General features: G+C 71.4%; 13 protein-coding genes. 9 read left to right on the plus strand and 4 right to left on the minus strand.

Annotated elements, in window-relative coordinates; translation table 11 throughout:
• Nucleotides 1–72: 72 nt before the first annotated feature.
• The gene (locus V2J85_RS28085; RefSeq protein WP_330823102.1) at nucleotides 73–2,964 is read right to left on the minus strand and encodes a serine hydrolase; all 2,892 of its coding nucleotides are present in this window, start codon (nucleotides 2,962–2,964) and stop codon (nucleotides 73–75) included.
• A gap of 240 nt (nucleotides 2,965–3,204) precedes the next feature.
• Between V2J85_RS28085 and V2J85_RS28090 the strand changes: the two genes are divergently transcribed.
• From V2J85_RS28090 to V2J85_RS28100, 3 genes are all read left to right on the plus strand, one after another.
• Nucleotides 3,205–3,966: a GOLPH3/VPS74 family protein gene (locus tag V2J85_RS28090; protein ID WP_261950884.1), complete on the plus strand. Its 762-nt coding sequence runs from the start codon at nucleotides 3,205–3,207 to the stop codon at nucleotides 3,964–3,966.
• Nucleotides 3,967–4,144: 178 nt separating this feature from the next.
• Nucleotides 4,145–5,011: a helix-turn-helix domain-containing protein gene (locus tag V2J85_RS28095; RefSeq protein ID WP_261950883.1), complete on the plus strand. Its 867-nt coding sequence runs from the start codon at nucleotides 4,145–4,147 to the stop codon at nucleotides 5,009–5,011.
• Nucleotides 5,012–5,248: 237 nt separating this feature from the next.
• Nucleotides 5,249–5,458 carry a DUF397 domain-containing protein gene (locus tag V2J85_RS28100; RefSeq protein WP_261950882.1) on the plus strand — a complete coding sequence of 70 codons (210 nt, stop codon included), beginning with the start codon at nucleotides 5,249–5,251 and terminating at the stop codon, nucleotides 5,456–5,458.
• A 139-nt stretch (nucleotides 5,459–5,597) separates the two neighbouring features.
• Here the strand turns inward: V2J85_RS28100 and V2J85_RS28105 are convergent, their stop codons facing one another.
• Nucleotides 5,598–6,479: a hypothetical protein gene (locus tag V2J85_RS28105; RefSeq protein WP_330823103.1), complete on the minus strand. Its 882-nt coding sequence runs from the start codon at nucleotides 6,477–6,479 to the stop codon at nucleotides 5,598–5,600.
• A gap of 155 nt (nucleotides 6,480–6,634) precedes the next feature.
• Between V2J85_RS28105 and V2J85_RS28110 the strand changes: the two genes are divergently transcribed.
• From V2J85_RS28110 to V2J85_RS28125, 4 genes are all read left to right on the plus strand, one after another.
• Nucleotides 6,635–7,882 (plus strand): aminotransferase-like domain-containing protein, encoded by a 1,248-nt coding sequence (locus tag V2J85_RS28110; RefSeq protein ID WP_261950880.1) that lies wholly within the window; start codon nucleotides 6,635–6,637, stop codon nucleotides 7,880–7,882.
• Between the two features lie 115 nt (nucleotides 7,883–7,997).
• Nucleotides 7,998–8,216, plus strand: coding sequence for a hypothetical protein (locus V2J85_RS28115; protein ID WP_330823104.1), 219 nt, complete (start codon nucleotides 7,998–8,000; stop codon nucleotides 8,214–8,216).
• Between the two features lie 123 nt (nucleotides 8,217–8,339).
• The gene (locus V2J85_RS28120; protein WP_261950878.1) at nucleotides 8,340–9,125 is read left to right on the plus strand and encodes an SDR family oxidoreductase; all 786 of its coding nucleotides are present in this window, start codon (nucleotides 8,340–8,342) and stop codon (nucleotides 9,123–9,125) included.
• A gap of 392 nt (nucleotides 9,126–9,517) precedes the next feature.
• Entirely contained in the window at nucleotides 9,518–11,122 is a 1,605-nt protein-coding gene (locus tag V2J85_RS28125; protein WP_330823105.1) for a sodium:solute symporter family protein, read from the plus strand.
• 331 nt (nucleotides 11,123–11,453) lie between these two features.
• On the opposite strand, the gene V2J85_RS28130 is transcribed toward V2J85_RS28125, so the two are convergent.
• Nucleotides 11,454–12,575 carry an ADP-ribosylglycohydrolase family protein gene (locus V2J85_RS28130; protein WP_261950876.1) on the minus strand — a complete coding sequence of 374 codons (1,122 nt, stop codon included), beginning with the start codon at nucleotides 12,573–12,575 and terminating at the stop codon, nucleotides 11,454–11,456.
• Nucleotides 12,576–12,751: 176 nt separating this feature from the next.
• Here V2J85_RS28130 and V2J85_RS28135 point away from each other — a divergent pair, with 176 nt between their 5' ends.
• Nucleotides 12,752–13,711: a D-2-hydroxyacid dehydrogenase family protein gene (locus V2J85_RS28135; protein WP_330823123.1), complete on the plus strand. Its 960-nt coding sequence runs from the start codon at nucleotides 12,752–12,754 to the stop codon at nucleotides 13,709–13,711.
• A gap of 66 nt (nucleotides 13,712–13,777) precedes the next feature.
• Nucleotides 13,778–14,032 carry a hypothetical protein gene (locus tag V2J85_RS28140; RefSeq protein ID WP_030415575.1) on the plus strand — a complete coding sequence of 85 codons (255 nt, stop codon included), beginning with the start codon at nucleotides 13,778–13,780 and terminating at the stop codon, nucleotides 14,030–14,032.
• Nucleotides 14,033–14,163: 131 nt separating this feature from the next.
• On the opposite strand, the gene V2J85_RS28145 is transcribed toward V2J85_RS28140, so the two are convergent.
• Nucleotides 14,164–16,836, minus strand: a complete 2,673-nt coding sequence (locus tag V2J85_RS28145) for a bifunctional FO biosynthesis protein CofGH (RefSeq protein ID WP_330823106.1) — start codon at nucleotides 16,834–16,836, stop codon at nucleotides 14,164–14,166.
• Nucleotides 16,837–16,915 lie beyond the last annotated feature (79 nt).

Here is a 16,915-nt window from a genome sequence, read left to right on the forward strand (position 1 = left end):
CCGGGGCCGGGAGGACTCCGGTGGCGGCGCCGGGCGGATGTGCCCGTCACCGCCGCCGGAGTCCGTGGACGCTCACCCGATGCGGGTCAGCTTCGCCCCGAAGGTCGGCTCGACGAGGTCGTCCTTCAGGGCGACCGGGACCTTCTGGGTGCTCGCGCCGTTGCCGACCGTCAGCACACCGACCTTGGTGCCGGCCTTCGCCTCGTGCGGCAGGGTCTTGTCGGTGCTCATCGAGAACGTCGCCTTCATGCCGGGCCAGCCGACCGCCGAGAGGTCCTTGGTCGCCACGACCGGCGTCTGACCGCCGAGGCCGTCGTCCACGTACCCGACGACCTGGCCCTTCTTCACCACGGTGTCCGAGACCAGCGCACCCCGGGCCGCGGTGATCACCTTCTGGGTGTTGTTCAGCACCAGGTCGAGCTGCGCGTTGGGGTCCGGGCTGTTGGTGTGCTGGTCCATCGTCACACCGAGGATCAGCTGGTCCTTGCCGCCGACGGTGCGGTAGCTGGCCCACATGAACGTGCCGCCGGCCGGCGAGCTCGATCCGGTCTTGATGCCGGCGACCTGGCCCGCCATCGTCGTGAGCAGGCGGTTGTTGTTGTAGATCTTCTCCGGCAGGCCGGCGATCTGGACGTTCTCGGTGCGCACGACCTCGCGGAACGCGTCGTTCTTCATGACCTGCTCGGCCAGCTTGAGCTGGTCGACGGCGGTGCTCACGGTCGCCTTGTCCAGGCCGCTGGGGTCGGTGTACGTCGTCTTGGTCATGCCCAGCTTCTTGGCGGCGGCGTTCATCTTCTTCACGAACGCCTCCTCCGAGCTGGCGTCCCAACGGGCCAGCTGCCGCGCGACGTTGTTGCCCGAGGGGATCATCAGCATCTGCAGCATCTGGTACTGGGTGAACTGCTGGTCCTTCTTGAGCGGGACGCGCGACTCGTCCTTCTTCTGCGAGTCCGCCTCGCCCTGCGCGTCGATCGTGATCGTCTCGCCCTTCTCGCCCTTCTTGAGCGGGTGGTCGCGGAGGATCACGTACGCGGTCATCACCTTGGCGACGCTCGCGGTCGGCACCGGCTTGGCCGCACCGGAGCTGCCGATCCGGCCCACGCCGACGACCTCGGCGGCGGCCTGACCCTGGTCCGGCCACGGCATCGAGAGGGTGCCGCCCTTGAAGGTGAACGAGGTGGCGTCGCCGACGGCGAGTTCCGGGTTGGGCAGCGGGCGCACGCCCTGGACGATCACGAAGATGATCGCCAGCAGCACCACCAGCGGGGTCCAGATCTTGAACCGGCGGACGACCGTGCGCAGCGGGGTCTCGGGCGGCGGCGGGGTGTTGGTGAGCTTTGCCAGGAGGTCGAGCGGCGGCAGCGGCTGCTGCTTGGTCCGCTCGGACTCGGGCAGCGCCTCGGGACGGGCCGGCGCGGCGGCGTCCGTCGGGGCGGCGGGCGGCAGGGCACCGGGCCGACCGGCGGGCTTGGGCGGGGCGGCGGATGCGCCGGCCGGCAGGGCTCCGGAGGCCTTCTCCTTCGCCCCGGCCTTGTCCGCGGGCTTGTCCGCGGCCTTGTCCGTCGTCTTGTCCCCCGCCTTGCCGGCGGGCTTCTCGGCGGTCTTGCCGGTGGCCTTCTCGTCGGCCTTGGCAGTGGGCTTGCCGGGCGTACCGAGGGGGGTCCGGGGCGCCGTCTTGCCGAGGGACTTGCCGGCCGTGCCGTCGTCCGCCGACTTCAGCGCCACGAACTGGCTGGTCCGCTCCGCGTCGCTCTCGGCCGGGGCCGCCTTGCTGCCGCCCTTGCCGTCCTTCCCGCTGTCCTTGCCGTCCTTCCCGCTGTCCTTGCTGTCCTTCTCGCTGTCCTTCTCGGCGTCCTTCGCCTTCTCGCTCTTGCCGGAGTCCTTGGCCGGGTCCTTGGCGGAGTCCTTCCCGGAGTCCTTCGCCGGGCCGGTCTCGGAGTCCTTCTCGGAGTCGGAGTCCTTCTTGAAGTCCTTCTTGGAGTCGGAGTCCTTGGCGGCGGCCTTGGTGGCGGCCTTTGCGGGGGACTTTGCGGGGGACTTGGCAGGCGGGTTGATCTTGAGGGCGGTGGTCGCCTGGTCGACCGGCGCGGCCGTGTCGGCGGAGGCACCCTTCGCCTTCAGCTTCGCAACAGCGAACACCCGGGTCGCATCATCCACCGCCGACCCGTCGGCCCCGTCCTCCTCGTCGGCCGCCTCTACGGGCTTGCTCTTCTGCGGCCCGACGGTCTTGAACACGGCGGTCGGCTGATCAACGACCTCAGCCTTGGCCTTGCCCTCGGACTTGCCCTCGGACTCGACCTCGGACTTGGCCTTGACCTCCGACTTGGGCTCGGACTTGGCCCTGGCCTCAGGCTTGGCCTTGGGCTTGACCTTGGCCTCAGGCTTGGCCTTGGGCTCGGGCTTGGCCTCCGACTTGGCCTCAGGCTTGGCCTTGGCCTCCGACTTGGCCTTGGGCTCGTCCGCCGAGTCCTTGGGCGCAGGCTTGTCGCCACCCTCGGGGTCGTCCGCACCGGACTCGGCCCCGGCCGCGGCATCACCCTCCGGGTCGGCGGCAGCCTCAGCGCCTGCGTCCGACCCCCGCTCGCCCTCCGGCTTTGCGGAAGCGTCGTCCGTCTCCGCGCGCTCCTCGTCGCCCTTCCCGGCGACCCAGGCGGCCACAGCCGACCGCAGACGCTCGTCACCGGCCTCGGGGGCCTCCTCGTCGCCGGCGGGCTTCTGCACCCCGTCGGACGCCTCCGGCGCCTCGGCATCCCCGTCCGGCTCCGACGCCCCGGACGTCCCGGACGCCTCCGACTCCTCGGACGGCGCGGACGGATTCACGTCCTCGCCCTCGCCCGCCGTCACTTCCTCCGCCGGCTCGGCCGGCTCCCCTCGGAGGACGGACAGGCGCGGATCATGTTCATTCCGCGCCGTCTCCCCCGACGACTGCTTCTTGTCCGACTTGTCGGGGGACTCGCCCGCCACCGATGTCTCCTTCATATGTCGCACTGCCGCATTGGATCAGTGTTCCCAAGTCTCCTGTGTTCACGTGGCAGCGCCTCGCCGCCACGCGAACCGGTACGCGCCGCACCCCACGGATAGATGTCGCCAACGTGCAAGACGAGAACGACATACCTACCGGTTCCCTACCGAACCCCCCACGCACTCTCGACAGATGAATGTGAGAGGGGTCACCCTGTCATTCATCCACGCGGGGAGGCATGGATGGGCAGGAGCCGCAGAACAATTCCGGAGGAGCTTCTGCTGCTCGCTTTGGACCCGGCGACGGGCACCACAGCGCAGCCGCAGTCGCTCGACCTCGGCCTGGCCGGGGCCCAGCTAGTAGAGCTGGCTCTGGCAGGACGGATAGCCCCAGACGGGGATCGTATCGCCGTGGTGATGGCACGGCCGACAGGAGATCCGACTCTGGACTCCGCGCTCGAACTGCTGCGCCGACGCGGCAGTCCGGTGCGCGCGGTCCACTGGATCGGCGGGCCCCGACTGGGGCTGCGCCAGACGTACCTCACGCATCTCGAACGGTGCGGCATGGTGCATGCCGTGGCGGGCCAGATGTGCGGGGTGCTGCCGACGACGCGCTACCAAGCGACGGAGACGGCCATCAGCCGGGAAATCAGGGCCCGGTTGGACAACGCGATCCGCACCGGCGTACCCCCGGACCCGCGGACCGCGGCGCTCGCCGCGCTGGCCCATGCGGTCGGACTCGGCAAGCACCTCTATCCAGGGAACGAGGGGCGGTCATCGCGCTCCCGTCTCCGGGATCTGATCCGGCACGACCCCATGGGCGGGCTGGTGGCCCACGCCGTCATGGACGTGCAGAACGGCGCCGCGGCGCAACCACGGCGGTCGCAGGCCGCCGCCGGCGGTGCCGTACGGCAACCGGCGTCCCACGCCGCGGCGAACGCGTCCGGCACACCGGGCCAGTCGCGGCACGGTCACGGCAGGATGGCCCGCGTGGGCGCCCGCTGACGCCCTGAAGGGCCCGTGCGACCGGGCGCCCTGCAAGGACGCTCCACCGTTCCACCAGTGCCACCCCGCGCACACGCTCGCTCGCCTTGTGTGCGCATTTCACTGCGCGGCGTCACTCCGGAGTGGCAGTCTGCTGACCAGGAAATGACAGCAGTACGGAGCCGGAGGTGCACATCCCGTGGCGTCCCACGTCAATCCCACCGTCAGGCGACGCCGGCTGGGCCAGGAGCTGCGCAGGCTCCGCGAGCTCAAGGGCATGACGGCGGAAGAGGTGGCCGAGCGGCTGCTGGTCTCGCAATCCAAGATCAGCAGACTCGAGAACGGTCGCCGCAGCATCAGCCAGCGTGATGTCCGCGATCTCTGCGGGGTCTACGAGGTCGAGGACCACCGGATAGTCGATTCGCTGATGCAGATGGCGAAGGACTCCCGCCAGCAGGGCTGGTGGCACGCCTTCGGCGACATCCCGTACAGCGTCTACATCGGTCTGGAGACCGAGGCCGCCTCGCTGCGGATCTACGAGTCGCTGCTCGTGCCCGGGCTGCTGCAGACGCCCGGTTACGCGGAGGCGGTCATTCCCGGTACGGTCCCCGAGCTGGCGCCGGACCATCTGGAGAAGCGCATCCAGGTGCGGATGCGCCGCCAGGAGCGGGTCAACGAGCCCGAGCGCCCGCTGCGGCTGTGGGTCGTGCTGGACGAGAGCGCGCTGCGGCGGGTGGTCGGCAGCCACCTGATCATGCGCGAACAGCTCGACCATCTCGTCGAGGTGAGCCATCTCCCGCACGTGACCGTGCAGGTGCTCCCCTATGACGCCGGTGCGCACGCCGGAATGTCGGGGACGTTCTCCATCCTGGAATTCGACGATGCCGCGGATTCCAGCGTGGTGTACATCGAGGGCGTCACCAGTGACCTTTATCTGGAGAAGACCAATGATGTGCACAAATACACGATCATGTACGAGCATTTGCGGGCACAGGCCCTGAGCGCGGAAGCGAGCCGGGAGTTCATCGCGGACGCGGCGAAATTGCATGCGGACGCGAGGGGGTGAGACCGGAGCGGTAGACCGACGCACCGGACCGGAACGACGGGTCCGGAGCAGGGCGGAAAGCGGGCGGAATGCGAGGTTCCGGATAACGGGTTCGCACGGTACACCCGCGCCCGCCGCCGTGAAAAGAGATCAAGGAATATGCCATTCGGACGGGTGAACGGCCCCTGCGGTTGGTGATGTTGGCGCGTAGCGTCGTCACTACCGAATCCGCGGTAACTCAGAGTAATTGGAGTGAACATGGCCGTGCAGCCGAATTCCGCATTCTCCTGGACCAAGTCCTCGTACTCCGGTGGTAACGGCGCCTGTGTGGAAATCGCCGTACCGACCACCGCAGCCATCGCGGTGCGCGACTCCAAGGACCCCGAGGGGCCGCGCCTCACGTTCGACAACGCCTCCTGGAGCCGCTTCGTGTCGGACGTCGCCGACGGCGCGTTCGACGTGGCGTGACCTGAGCCGGCACGCTCCACAGTCCGCATCCGCGGATACGAGCCCTCTCGACTGGATCGCCGTCCCGGCCGAGGGGGCTCGGCCTTGCCCGCACCTCGACGCGTTCCCTCCCGCCCCCGTCACCGCGCGTCAGCACCCATCAGCGCAATTCGGCCACGTACCGGTCCGTCCCGGGCACGGTCGGCACGAACGGCGCCACCAGCTCCACCCGCCCCAGTCCCGCGTCCGCGACCTCCGCCCCCAGGTCCGCGAAGTGCGCCGACCAGGCGTCGCGGGGATCTTGCTCCAGGAACCACAGCAGCGTCAGCCGGGTGTCGACGCCCTCGACCTGCCGTACGTACGACATCCGGTCACCGGGCAGCGGGGTCGGCCGGAAGACCGTGACCATCGCGGCGGGTGAGCCGGCCAGCCGCCGCGGCAGCTGCCGGTCCCGCAGCCACTCCAGCAGCCCGGCCCGCTCCTCCGGTCCGGCCGCGTCGACCACCTCCAGCACCAGCCCCGCGTAGGGGTGGTCCAGCGCGTGGAAGTCCCGGGGGCCCGCCGCGCCGTCCCGATAGACCGTCGCCAGGTGGTCCTGGAAGGCCGTGAAGACGTGCGTACGGTCCTGGTGGACCCGGTCGTCCTGGTTGAGGCGCCGGTTGATCGCCACCGTCCACCGCATGTGCTCGTCGTAGCGGCCTTCGGTGAGCCAGTACGTGGAGAGGTAGCAGCCGGCCGTGACCGGCCGGGCGACGGCGGACTCCGTGGGATAGCGCAGGAGTTGCAGGTCGCGGGTGGCGACCCAGCGGCGGCCGGCGAACATCCAGGGCATTGCCATGGCGCCGGCGATGTAGTGGTCGTCCTCGTACCAGCGGTTGTAGGCGTACTCGTGGCCGGGATGGGGTTCGACCATGGTGATCAGCGCATGCCCGGGGCGGACGCCGTAGGGGCCGACGGCGGCCAGTTCACCGTAGGCGGCGACGTGGGTGGCGGTGGCATCCTCCGGCGTGATCCTGCTCGTGCTCTCGCGGTCTGCGGTCATGGGGAACAGGTGTAGCTGACGAAGTGTCAGAACGGGAGGGGTCCGGCATGCTCACCATGTGGGCATCCCTGCACATCCGTTCCCTTCCCGCTTAAGCTGCCTGGCATTTGCAGCTAACGCGGGTTAACCCGCGGCCCGGAGTGATGGGAGTCGCCATGCCGGATGCGATCCTCGCCGATGCCCGTACGCCCCTCCGTACGCCCGCCCGTGCGCCGCTCCCCGAGCTCGCCGCGCGGGCGGCGCGCACCGGCGGCTCGCCGGTACGCGACATCCTGGCGCTCACCGCCCGGCCCGAGGTCATCTCGTTCGCCGGCGGGCTGCCCGCCCCCGAGCTGTTCGACGCGGCCGGGATAGCGGCCGCCTTCCAGCACGTGCTCGCCGAGGACCCGCGGCGCACCCTGCAGTACTCCACCAGCGAGGGCGACCCGGCGTTGCGCGCGGCCGTCGCGGCGCGCACCACCGCCCGCGGGCTGCCCACCGGTCCCGACGAGCTGCTGGTGACCACCGGCTCCCAGCAGGGCCTGTCGCTGCTGGCCACCGTCCTGCTGGAGCCGGGCGACACGGTGCTGGTGGAGGACCCCTGCTATCTGGCGGCGCTGCAGATCTTCTCGCTGGCGGGCGCCCGGGTGGTGCCGGTGCCCACCGACGACGAGGGCCTCGATCCGGCCGCGCTGGACGAACTCGCCGCCCGCGAGCGGCCGAAGCTGCTGTACGTCATCCCCACCTTCCAGAACCCGACCGGCCGCACGCTCTCCGCCGAGCGCCGGGCCGCGGTCGCCGAGATCGCCGCCCGGCGCGGACTGTGGATCGCCGAGGACGACCCGTACGGCGAACTCCGCTTCGAGGGCGAGGCGGTGCCGTGGGTGGCGTCGTTCCCGGGGGCCGAGGACCGTACGGTGCTGCTGGGTTCGTTCTCGAAGGTGATGGCGCCCGGGCTGCGGCTGGGCACGCTGCGGCTGCCGGACCCGCTGCGGCGCCCCTGCGTCATCGCCAAGCAGGCCGCCGATCTGCACACCTCGACCGTCGACCAGGCGGCCGCGGCACGGTACTTGGCGACCACGGACCTGGACGTCCACCTGGCGCGGGTGCGCGACGCGTACCGCGAGCGCCGGGACGCGCTGGTCGACGGGCTCGCCACGGCGCTCCCCGAGGGCTCGCGGTGGAACCGGCCGTCGGGCGGCATGTTCGTGTGGGCCGCCCTGCCCGCCGGCCACGACGCGACCGCCCTGCTGCCCGAGGTCGTGCGGCATGACGTCGCGTACGTGCCCGGGGCGCCGTTCTTCGCCGGCCCGCCGGACCCGGCCGCGGTCCGCCTGTCGTTCGTCACGCACACGCCGGAGGAGATCCGCGAGGGGCTGGGGCGGCTGCGCGGGGCGCTGGCGGAGGCGCGCGGGGAGGGGTGAGCTCGGAGAGCGGCGCGCCCGGGGGCTTCCGGGGAGCGCCGCTTCGGGGTGGCCGCCACGGGGAAGAACAGGGGGTGGGAACACGGGAACACCTTTCCGGGAGGCGGGAGGACGGATGACCCACGGCACGCACGACACCCCAGGCCCCCACGACGCGGACGACCCGACAGGCGGCGCGCCGGACCCCGATGTCTCCGAGAGCGGTCCGACCGAGCCGCCCCCTTCGCTCGCCCGGCACCTCTGGGCCCGGCTGTGCGGGGCCCGGGTGCGGGTGGTCGCGGTCCTGCGCCGGCTGCGGGCCGCGGTGCCGCTGCGCCGGGGGCACGCGCACTGACCGGGCAGCAGCACGCCACGACGCGAAATCCGCGAAGGGACGGGCCTGTTGCTTTCGGGGCGGGCACCCTAACCTGACGAGTCGTCAGGAGAGGTACGTGGTGCGCGATGCCCGGAGGCGGAGATGCTGCTGCGGAACAAGACCGTCGTCGTCTCGGGCGTGGGGCCCGGCCTCGGCCATCAGGTCGCGGCGGCCTGCGTGCGGGACGGCGCGTCGGTGGTGCTGGGCGCGCGCACCGAGGCGAACCTCGCCAAGTCGGCGGCGCGGATCGACCCTGCGGGGACGCGTACCGCCTGGCGGGTGACCGACATCGGGGACGAGGCGCAGTGCACGGCGCTGGCCGCGCTGGCGGTGGAGCGGTTCGGCGGGATCGACGCGGTGATCCATGTCGCCGCGCTGGACTCGCTGTTCGGCGGACTGCGGGACGCCGACTTCGACTCCTGGCGCGACGTCGTGGACGTCAACCTCTTCGGCACGCTGCGGATGACCCGGGCCTGTCTGCCGTCGCTGACCGCGCGCGGCGGGGGTTCGGTGGTGTTCATCGGCACCCAGTCGTCGGTCGCGGCGCCCTCACAGGTGCGGCAGGCGGCGTATGCGGCGTCGAAGGGCGGGCTGGTCTCCGCGATGTACTCGCTCGCCCGCGAGCTGGGGCCGGACCGGATACGCGTCAACACCGTGCAGCCGGGCTGGATGTGGGGCCCACCGGTCGAGGCCTACGTACGGTTCCAGGCGCAGACCGAGGGCGTGGCGGAGTCCGAGGTGCTCGGGCGGCTCACCGAGCGGATGGCGCTGCCGGAGCTGGCCACGGATGCCGATGTGGCCGAGACCGCGGTCTTCCTGGCGTCCGACCGGGCGCGCGCCATCACGGGCCAGTCGCTGCTGGTCAACGCGGGTGAGCTGATGCGGTAGCGGCCGCACTCCTTCCGCCGCCCTTTCCGCACTCCCTTTCCGCACTCCTTTTCCGCACCCCCTTTCCGCACCCCCTTTCCGCACTCCTTCCCTTTACGGCCGTACGGGTCCCGCACCCGTACGGCCGTTGTGCCGGTCGCTCATCGTGGGTGCGGGGGGCGCGGGACGCGGCAACGTTCCCGGCGGTCAAGAGACGGCGCATTGGTCCACTTCGCTGATCAGTGTTCATATCTGTGATTGCCGAGAGTCTTGACCGGCGTGCCCAACGGGCGCTTCAATCCCGGGAGTTCCGGGAGTTCCGGGAGTTCCCCACTCCCGCGCGGGGACACGGCACCGCGGAACGCATCACGGCGATGTGATCGATGTTCACAAGGCGGACCCCTGGAGGGGGCATGAACAGTCTCGACTGGGCCGTGCTCATCGGCTACTTCGGCGTGATGGTCGCGATCGGTGTGTGGTCGCACAAGCGGGTGGACGACGTCAGCGACTTCTTCACCGCGGGCGGCCGGATGCCGTGGTGGCTGTCCGGGATCTCCCACCACATGTCCGGCTACAGCGCGGTGATGTTCACCGGGTACGCCGGGATCGCCTACCAATACGGGGTCACCTCGTACGTGACCTGGTCCTTCCCCATCGCGATCGGGGTCGCCATCGGCGCCCAGCTGTTCGCCGGGCGGCTGAACCGGCTGCGGTCGCGGCTGGGTGTCGCCTCGCCGCTGGAGTACCTCAAGAGCCGCTACGACCTGCCGACGCAGCAGGCGCTGGCCTGGTCCGGCGTGCTGCTGAAGATCGTCGACGTGGGCGCCAAGTGGGCCGCGATCGCCACCCTGTTGTCCGTCTTCACCGGGATCTCGCTCAACCAGGGCATCCTCATCACGGGCGTGATCACCGGCGTCTACTGCACGGTCGGCGGTCTGTGGGCGGATGCGCTGACCGAGCTGGGGCAGTTCGTCATCCAGCTGCTGGCGGGTGTCGCGATGCTGGTCACCGTTCTGGGGAAGCTGGGGGGTGTCAGCGCGCTGTGGACCGTATGGGGCGAGCTGCCGGACACCCACACCCGGCCGACCGTCGGCCCGTACACCCTCACCTTTCTGCTCGCCTATCTCTTCATCAAGACCTTCGAGTACAGCGGCGGGATGTGGAACCAGGCGCAGCGCTTCATGGCGACGGGCAGCGCCCGGCAGGCCAAACGCGCCGCGCGGCTGTCCGCGGCGCTGTGGTTCGTCTGGCCGGCCGTTCTCTTCTTCCCGATGTGGGCCGCGCCGCTGCTGGTCACGGCACACAGGCCGGACGCCTCCGACGCGTACGCGCTGCTGACCGAACGCCTGCTGCCGCACGGGCTGCTGGGGCTGGTGATCGTCGGCTTCTTCTCCCACACGATGGCCATGTGTTCCTCGGACGCCAACGCCATCTCCGCGGTGTTCACCCGCGACATCGCGCCGGCCCTCTCGGCAAGGGCGCGCGCGTGGTCGCACCGGGCCGGGCTGCTGGCCGCGCGGCTGTCGACGGTCGCGTTCCTGGGCCTGTCGATGGCGATCGCGACCCAGGTCAACTCGCCCACGTTCAAGGACATCATCACCGTCGTCATCAAGTGGGTGGCCGGACTGGTCGGGCCGATCTCCATCCCGTTCCTGCTCGGCATGGTGCGGCTCTTCCGCCGCTCGGGCCCCACCGCGGCCCTGGTTTCCTGGGCGGCCGGCCTGTTCGCGTTCTGGCTCACCAACTACGGCCTGAACGGCGTCCAACTCCAGGTCCAGATCGTCGCCCCGGTCGCCACCTCGCTGCTGCTCTTCGCCCTGCTCGGCCACCTGCGGCCCGAGGCCACCCCGGAACGCGACGCGGTGCTGGCACGGATCAACGACGGCGAGGGGGACGGTGAGGGGGACGGGGACGGTGACGGGGACGGGGACACGGGAGGCGCCGCGGCGGATCTTGGGGGCAGCCTCCCGGAGCAGGGGGACGGGTCGGGCGGGGTGCGGGGGGTGCGGGCGCCTTGAGGGCAGGTGGGGTGGCGGGGGGACGACACGGGAATTCCGCCGACCCCCGGACTGTTGTGGCCCCCCGAGGGGGCGTTTGTGTCCCCTACGGGAGGTGTTCGACCTACCAGTAGGGGCCTGAGCCGGGAATACCGCCGACGCCCGAGCCGTTGTGGCCCCCCGAGGGGGCGCTCGGGTCCCCTAGGGAAAGTGTTCGGCCCTCCCGTAAGGGACCGGCGGGCCCCAGGCCCCCAGCCCCTTCGCCCTTCCCCTTCGCCCTTCGCCCTCGCCCTTCCCCTTCGCCCTTCCCCTTACGTCCTAACCCTTACGCCCTGACCCCCGCGACGGCCCCCTACGCCCGCGGATACCGTGCCAGCCATCCCGGGGACGAGCCGGCCGGGCCGTGCAGGGCGGGGCCCTGGGTCATTTCCATGGCGAAGTCGTCGGCCAGTTGCAGGATCGTGGCCCGGCCCTCCAGTTCGACCAGCCAGTCCGGCGGCAGCGCCGTTTCGCCGTGCAGGGTGCCGAGGAGGTTGCCGCAGATGGCGCCGGTGGAGTCGCTGTCGCCGCTGTGGTTGACGGCGAGCAGCAGGCCGTGCCGGATGTCCTCGGCGACCAGTGCGCAGTACACGCCGATGGACAGCGCCTCCTCGGCCGTCCAGCCCTCGCCCAGCGACTCCACCCGGGCCGGCGTCGGCATGCCCTGCCGTACGGCGCCCAGCGCGCGCTTGAGGGCCTCGGTGGTCTCCTCGTGGCCGGGGCGGGTGGCCAGGTGGGCCAGCGCCTTCTGCACCGCGCTGTCGAGGTCCTCGCCGCGGGCCAGTGAGTGGCTGATGACGGCGAACGCGCCGGCCGCCAGATAGCCGGTGGGGTGGCCGTGCGTCTGCGCCGCGCACTCCGCGGCGAGCTGGAACACGAGCTGCGGCTCCCAGCCGACCAGCAGCCCGAACGGCGCCGAGCGCATCACCGCGCCGCACCCCTTGGAGTCCGGGTTCTTCGGCGCTTCCAGGGTGCCCATCACCTCGTCGCCGAGGCCGCTCAGGCAGGCCCGGCCGGGCGCGCGGCGGGAGTACAGCCACTCCTCGCGGGCCAGCCAGCCGTCGTCCGTCTTGCGCTCGTCGGGGCCCCAGTCGTGCTGGGTGGCGGCCCAGCGCAGGTAGGCGCGGTGGACGTCGGTGGGCGGGTGCCAGGCGCCGGTGTCGCGGCGTACCTGGGCGCGGATCAGCCCGTCGACGGTGAACAGGGTCATCTGGGTGTCGTCGGTGACCGCGCCGCGCCGCCCGAAGGCGGGTACGAAATCGGTCACGCCCTCCTGGCCGTGCGCCGCGCGGATCGCGTCGAGCGAGTCGAATTCGATGCCGGCACCGAGCGCATCGCCGATGGCACCGCCGAGCAGGCAGCCGCGTACCCGGCTGCGGAAGTCCTGCTGTTCCGCGCGCCCCCAGATGGCGGCGCCGCCTCCTGCTGCGCTCACTGTGCCTCCCGAAGCTCACCACGTTCCGGGGCCTTGCAAGGGCCCCTGGCGCAGCACTGTAATCGACCGGGATTGATCAGTTTCCGGCCAGGTGAGTATGCGCATAGTCGCTGGCTAGGCGGCTTTTGGGCGCTACGGTCCGGATGACCGCCGAACTGCACTCCGGGAGATCTCCTGTGACACCGCGCTGCGCCGTACTCGACGACTACCAGGGCGTCGCCCTCTCCCTGGCCGACTGGTCACCGCTGGACGGTGCGGTCGAGGTCCGTACGCTGCGCGAGCCGTTCCGCTCCGAGGACGAGGTGGTCGCGGCGATCGGCGACTGCGAGATCGTCGTGGCGATGCGCGAGCGCACCCCGTTCCCCGCCTCGCTGCTCGCCCGGCTGCCCCGGCTCCGGCTGCTGATCACCTCCGGAATGCGGAACGCCGCCATCGACCTGACGGCCGCCGCCCGGCACGGGATCACCGTGTGCGGCACCGCCAGCAACACCGAGCCGCCCGTCGAACTGACCTGGGCGCTGATCCTGGGCCTCGCCCGCAACGTCGTCACCGAGAGCACCGCGATGCGCGCCGGCGGCCCCTGGCAGTCCACTCTCGGCGCCGATCTGCACGGCCGTACGCTCGGGCTGCTCGGTCTCGGCAAGATCGGCGGCCGGGTCGCCCGGATCGGCCTGGCCTTCGGCATGGACGTGGTGGCGTGGAGCCGGAACCTGACCGCCGAGCGCGCCGCGGAGGTGGGCGTACGCGCCGCCGCCACCAAGGAAGAGCTCTTGGAGGCCGCCGACTTCGTCTCCGTCCATCTGGTGCTCGGCGACCGCACCCGTGGGCTGCTCGGCGCGGACGAGCTCCGCCGGATGCGGCCCTCGAGCTACCTCGTCAACACCTCGCGCGCCGCGATCGTCGACCAGGAGGCGCTGCTGCGGGCGTTGCGCGAGAACTGGATCGCCGGGGCCGGCCTGGACGTCTTCGACCAGGAGCCACTGCCGGCCGGTCACCCCTTCCGCACCCTCCCGAACGTGCTCGCGCTCCCGCACCTCGGCTACGTCACCCGCCGCAACTACGAGGGGTACTTCCAGCAGGCCGTCGAGGACATCAGCGCCTTTCTGGCGGGCGGTCCGGTGCGTCAACTCAACTGATGCGCGACAGCGCCGGGGCTCATCCGTTCGATGATGGCGGCGCCGCACGGTGGGCATGCTTTCCCCATGTCCGAGTACGAGTGGGATCGCACCACCATGGCCGTTGTCGCCTCGGCCCTCTCCGGGGACAGCGACGGCGCGGTGGAACTCCTCCGGCCGCTCCCCCAGAGCGACGTCTGCCACATCGCCGTACGGCTCGCCGCGATGGCCGCCGACGCCCTGATCGTCGCCGCCCAGGACAGCGGGGGCGACCGCGAGGAGGCGCTGTCCCAGTGGCAGCAGTGCATCCTCCAGCACGAGTCGGAGTACGACGGGGACTGAGGCGGGGACCGAGGCCGGAACCGAGCGGGGACCGAGGTCGGGACCGAGCGGGGACTGAGCCGGGTCCCGGCCACTACGGCCGGTGGCTGCCGGGGCAGCCACGACGATTACCGGCCACTACGGCCGGCGGTTCAGTCCACCACCGGCAGCAGCTCGGGCAGGTGGCCGTCCGAGGCGAGGGCGGCCGCCCGGCGCTCCTCGGGGACCGGGCCGTAGGTCGTGGTGCGGGGGCGGGCAGGGCGGCCGGCCCGCTCGGCGATGGCGATCAGGTCCTGGATGGAGCGGTACGAGCCGTAACTGGAGCCCGCCATACGGGAGATGGTCTCCTCCATCAATGTGCCGCCGAGGTCGTTGGCGCCGGAGCGGAGCATTTCCGCGGCGCCTTCCGTGCCCAGTTTGACCCAGCTGGTCTGGATGTTGGTGATGTGCGGGTGCAGCAGGATCCGGGCCATGGCCGTCACGGCGCGGTTGTCGCGGGTCGTCGGGCCGGGGCGGGCGATCCCGGCGAGGTAGACGGGCGCGTTGGTGTGGATGAACGGGAGCGTGACGAACTCCGTGAAGCCGCCGGTCTCCTGCTGGATCCCGGCCAGCAGCCGGAGGTGCCCGAGCCAGTGGCGCGGCTGGTCGACATGGCCGTACATCATCGTCGAGGACGAGCGGATGCCCAGCTCATGGGCGGTCTTGATGACCTCGACCCAGGTGGCGGTGGGGAGTTTGCCCTTGGTGAGGATCCAGCGGACCTCGTCGTCGAGGATCTCGGCGGCGGTGCCGGGGATCGTGTCCAGGCCGGCAGCCTTGGCCTCGCTCAGCCATTCGCGGATCGACAGCCCGGTGCGGGTCGCGCCGTTGGCCACCTCCATGGGGGAGAAGGCGTGTACGTGCATACCGGGGACGCGTTCCTTGACGGCGCGCGCGATGTCGAAGTACGCCGTGCCGGGCAGGTCGGGGTGGATGCCGCCCTGCATGCACACCTCGACGGCGCCCACGTCCCACGCCTGCTGGGCGCGGTCGGCGACCTGGGAGAGGGAGAGGGTGTAGGCGTCGGCGTCGGTGCGGCGCTGGGCGAAGGCGCAGAAGCGGCAGCCGGTGTAGCAGACGTTGGTGAAGTTGATGTTCCTGGTGACGATGTAGGTGACGTCGTCGCCGACCGTGGCGCGGCGCAGGTCGTCCGCGATGCGGCAGAGGGCGTCGAGGGCGGGTCCGTCGGCGTGCAGCAGGGCCAGCGCCTCGGGGTCGGTGAGCCGGGTGGGGTCGTCCGCGGCCCGGGAGAGCGCCTGCCGTACGTCCGCGTCGATCCGCTCGGGCGCCATACCGGGCGCGGCGGCCTCGCGCAGCGCCTCCCAGTCGCCGTAGACCTCGTCGAAGTCGTCCCGGCGGTCGGCGCTGCGGCCCTCGGTGTCGATGGTGTGGTGCAGGTCCGTACGGCCCGAGGAGCTCATCGTGAAGCCCTCGTCGGGCTCCTGCCAGGGCCGGCCGACGACGGGCGCGTCCTCGACGGCCAGGCCCGTCTCGGGATCGGCGAGGGCGCGGACGTGCGGCAGCAGGCGGGGGTCGAGCCAGGGTTCGCCGCGCTGGAGGAACTCCGGGTAGATCGGGAGCCGTTCGCGCAGGCGGAAGCCGGCGGCGGCGCAGTGCTCGGTCAGCTCCTCGATCTGCGGCCAGGGCCGCTCGGGGTTGACGTGGTCCAGGGTCAGCGGGGAGACCCCGCCCCAGTCGTCGATGCCGGCGCCGATCAGCAGGGCGTATTCGCCGTCGACCAGGTTGGGCGGTGCCTGGATGCGGGTCGAGGGGCCCATGATGTGCCGGGCCACCGCGATGGTCGCGGCCAGCTCCTCCAGTTCGGCGTCCGGCATGCCGCGCATCGCCGTGTCCGGCTTGGCGCGGAAGTTCTGCATGATCAGTTCCTGGATGCCGTGGTAGGCGCGCTGGATGCGGCGCAGCGCGAACAGGGACTCGGCGCGCTCCTCGTAGGTCTCGCCGATGCCGATCAGCAGTCCGCTGGTGAAGGGGACGTTGGAGCGGCCGGCGTCCTCCAGGACGCGCAGCCGGACGGCCGGCTCCTTGTCCGGTGAGCCGTGGTGCGGACCGCCGGGCTCGCTCCACAGGCGCTCGGCGGTGGTCTCCAGCATCATCCCCAGGGACGGGGCGACGGGCTTGAGCCGCTGGAAGTCCGTCCAGGACAGCACGCCGGGGTTGAGGTGCGGCAGCAGTCCGGTCTCCTCCAGGACGCGGATGGCCATGGCGCGGACGTACGAGAGCGTGTCGTCGTAGCCGTGCGCCTCCAGCCATTCGCGGGCCTCGGGCCAGCGGTCCTCGGGCTTGTCCCCGAGGGTGAACAGGGCTTCCTTGCAGCCCAGTTCGGCGCCGCGGCGGGCGATGTCCAGCACCTCGTCGGGCGACATGAACATCCCGTGCCCGGCCCGGCGCAGCTTGCCGGGGACGGTGACGAAGGTGCAGTAGTGGCACTTGTCCCGGCACAGCCGCGTCAGGGGGATGAAGACGCCCTTGGAGTACGTGATGACGCCGGGGCGGCCGGCGGCCTCCAGGCCGGCGTCGCGCACCCGGGCCGCGGACGCGCACAGGTCCGTCAGGTCGGCGCCGCGGGCCTGCAGCAGCACCACGGCCTCGTCGACGTCCAGCGCCACGCCGTCGCGGGCCCGCTTGAGCGCACGGCGCATCGCGTTCGCCGTCGGGCGGCTCTCCGGGGCGGGCCGGGCGCCCGTGCCGCGGTCGGCCGCTTGCCCGGACGCCTGGTCGGATCCCTCGTCGGATACCTGGTCAGGTCCCTGCGCGCTGGAAGTCATCCTCCGAGCATACGAGCGCCGACTGACAGCGCCGTTGCGGGAGAACGACGGCCGGGTGTGCCGCTGATCACTGGCCCGG

Source organism: Streptomyces bugieae, from assembly GCF_036352915.1.
GTDB lineage: Bacteria > Actinomycetota > Actinomycetes > Streptomycetales > Streptomycetaceae > Streptomyces > Streptomyces endophytica.

Bases quoted from the DNA above. Each gene is read 5' to 3' on its own strand.
- V2J85_RS28115 (WP_330823104.1), top strand. From the start codon at position 7,998: ATGACCCACGGCACGCACGACACCCCAGGCCCCCACGACGCGGACGAC.
- V2J85_RS28125 (WP_330823105.1), top strand. From the start codon at position 9,518: ATGAACAGTCTCGACTGGGCCGTGCTCATCGGCTACTTCGGCGTGATG.
- V2J85_RS28140 (WP_030415575.1), top strand. From the start codon at position 13,778: ATGTCCGAGTACGAGTGGGATCGCACCACCATGGCCGTTGTCGCCTCG.
- V2J85_RS28100 (WP_261950882.1), top strand. From the start codon at position 5,249: ATGGCCGTGCAGCCGAATTCCGCATTCTCCTGGACCAAGTCCTCGTAC.
- V2J85_RS28110 (WP_261950880.1), top strand. From the start codon at position 6,635: ATGCCGGATGCGATCCTCGCCGATGCCCGTACGCCCCTCCGTACGCCC.
- V2J85_RS28105 (WP_330823103.1), bottom strand. From the start codon at position 6,479: ATGACCGCAGACCGCGAGAGCACGAGCAGGATCACGCCGGAGGATGCC.
- V2J85_RS28120 (WP_261950878.1), top strand. From the start codon at position 8,340: ATGCTGCTGCGGAACAAGACCGTCGTCGTCTCGGGCGTGGGGCCCGGC.
- V2J85_RS28145 (WP_330823106.1), bottom strand. From the start codon at position 16,836: ATGACTTCCAGCGCGCAGGGACCTGACCAGGTATCCGACGAGGGATCC.
- V2J85_RS28090 (WP_261950884.1), top strand. From the start codon at position 3,205: ATGGGCAGGAGCCGCAGAACAATTCCGGAGGAGCTTCTGCTGCTCGCT.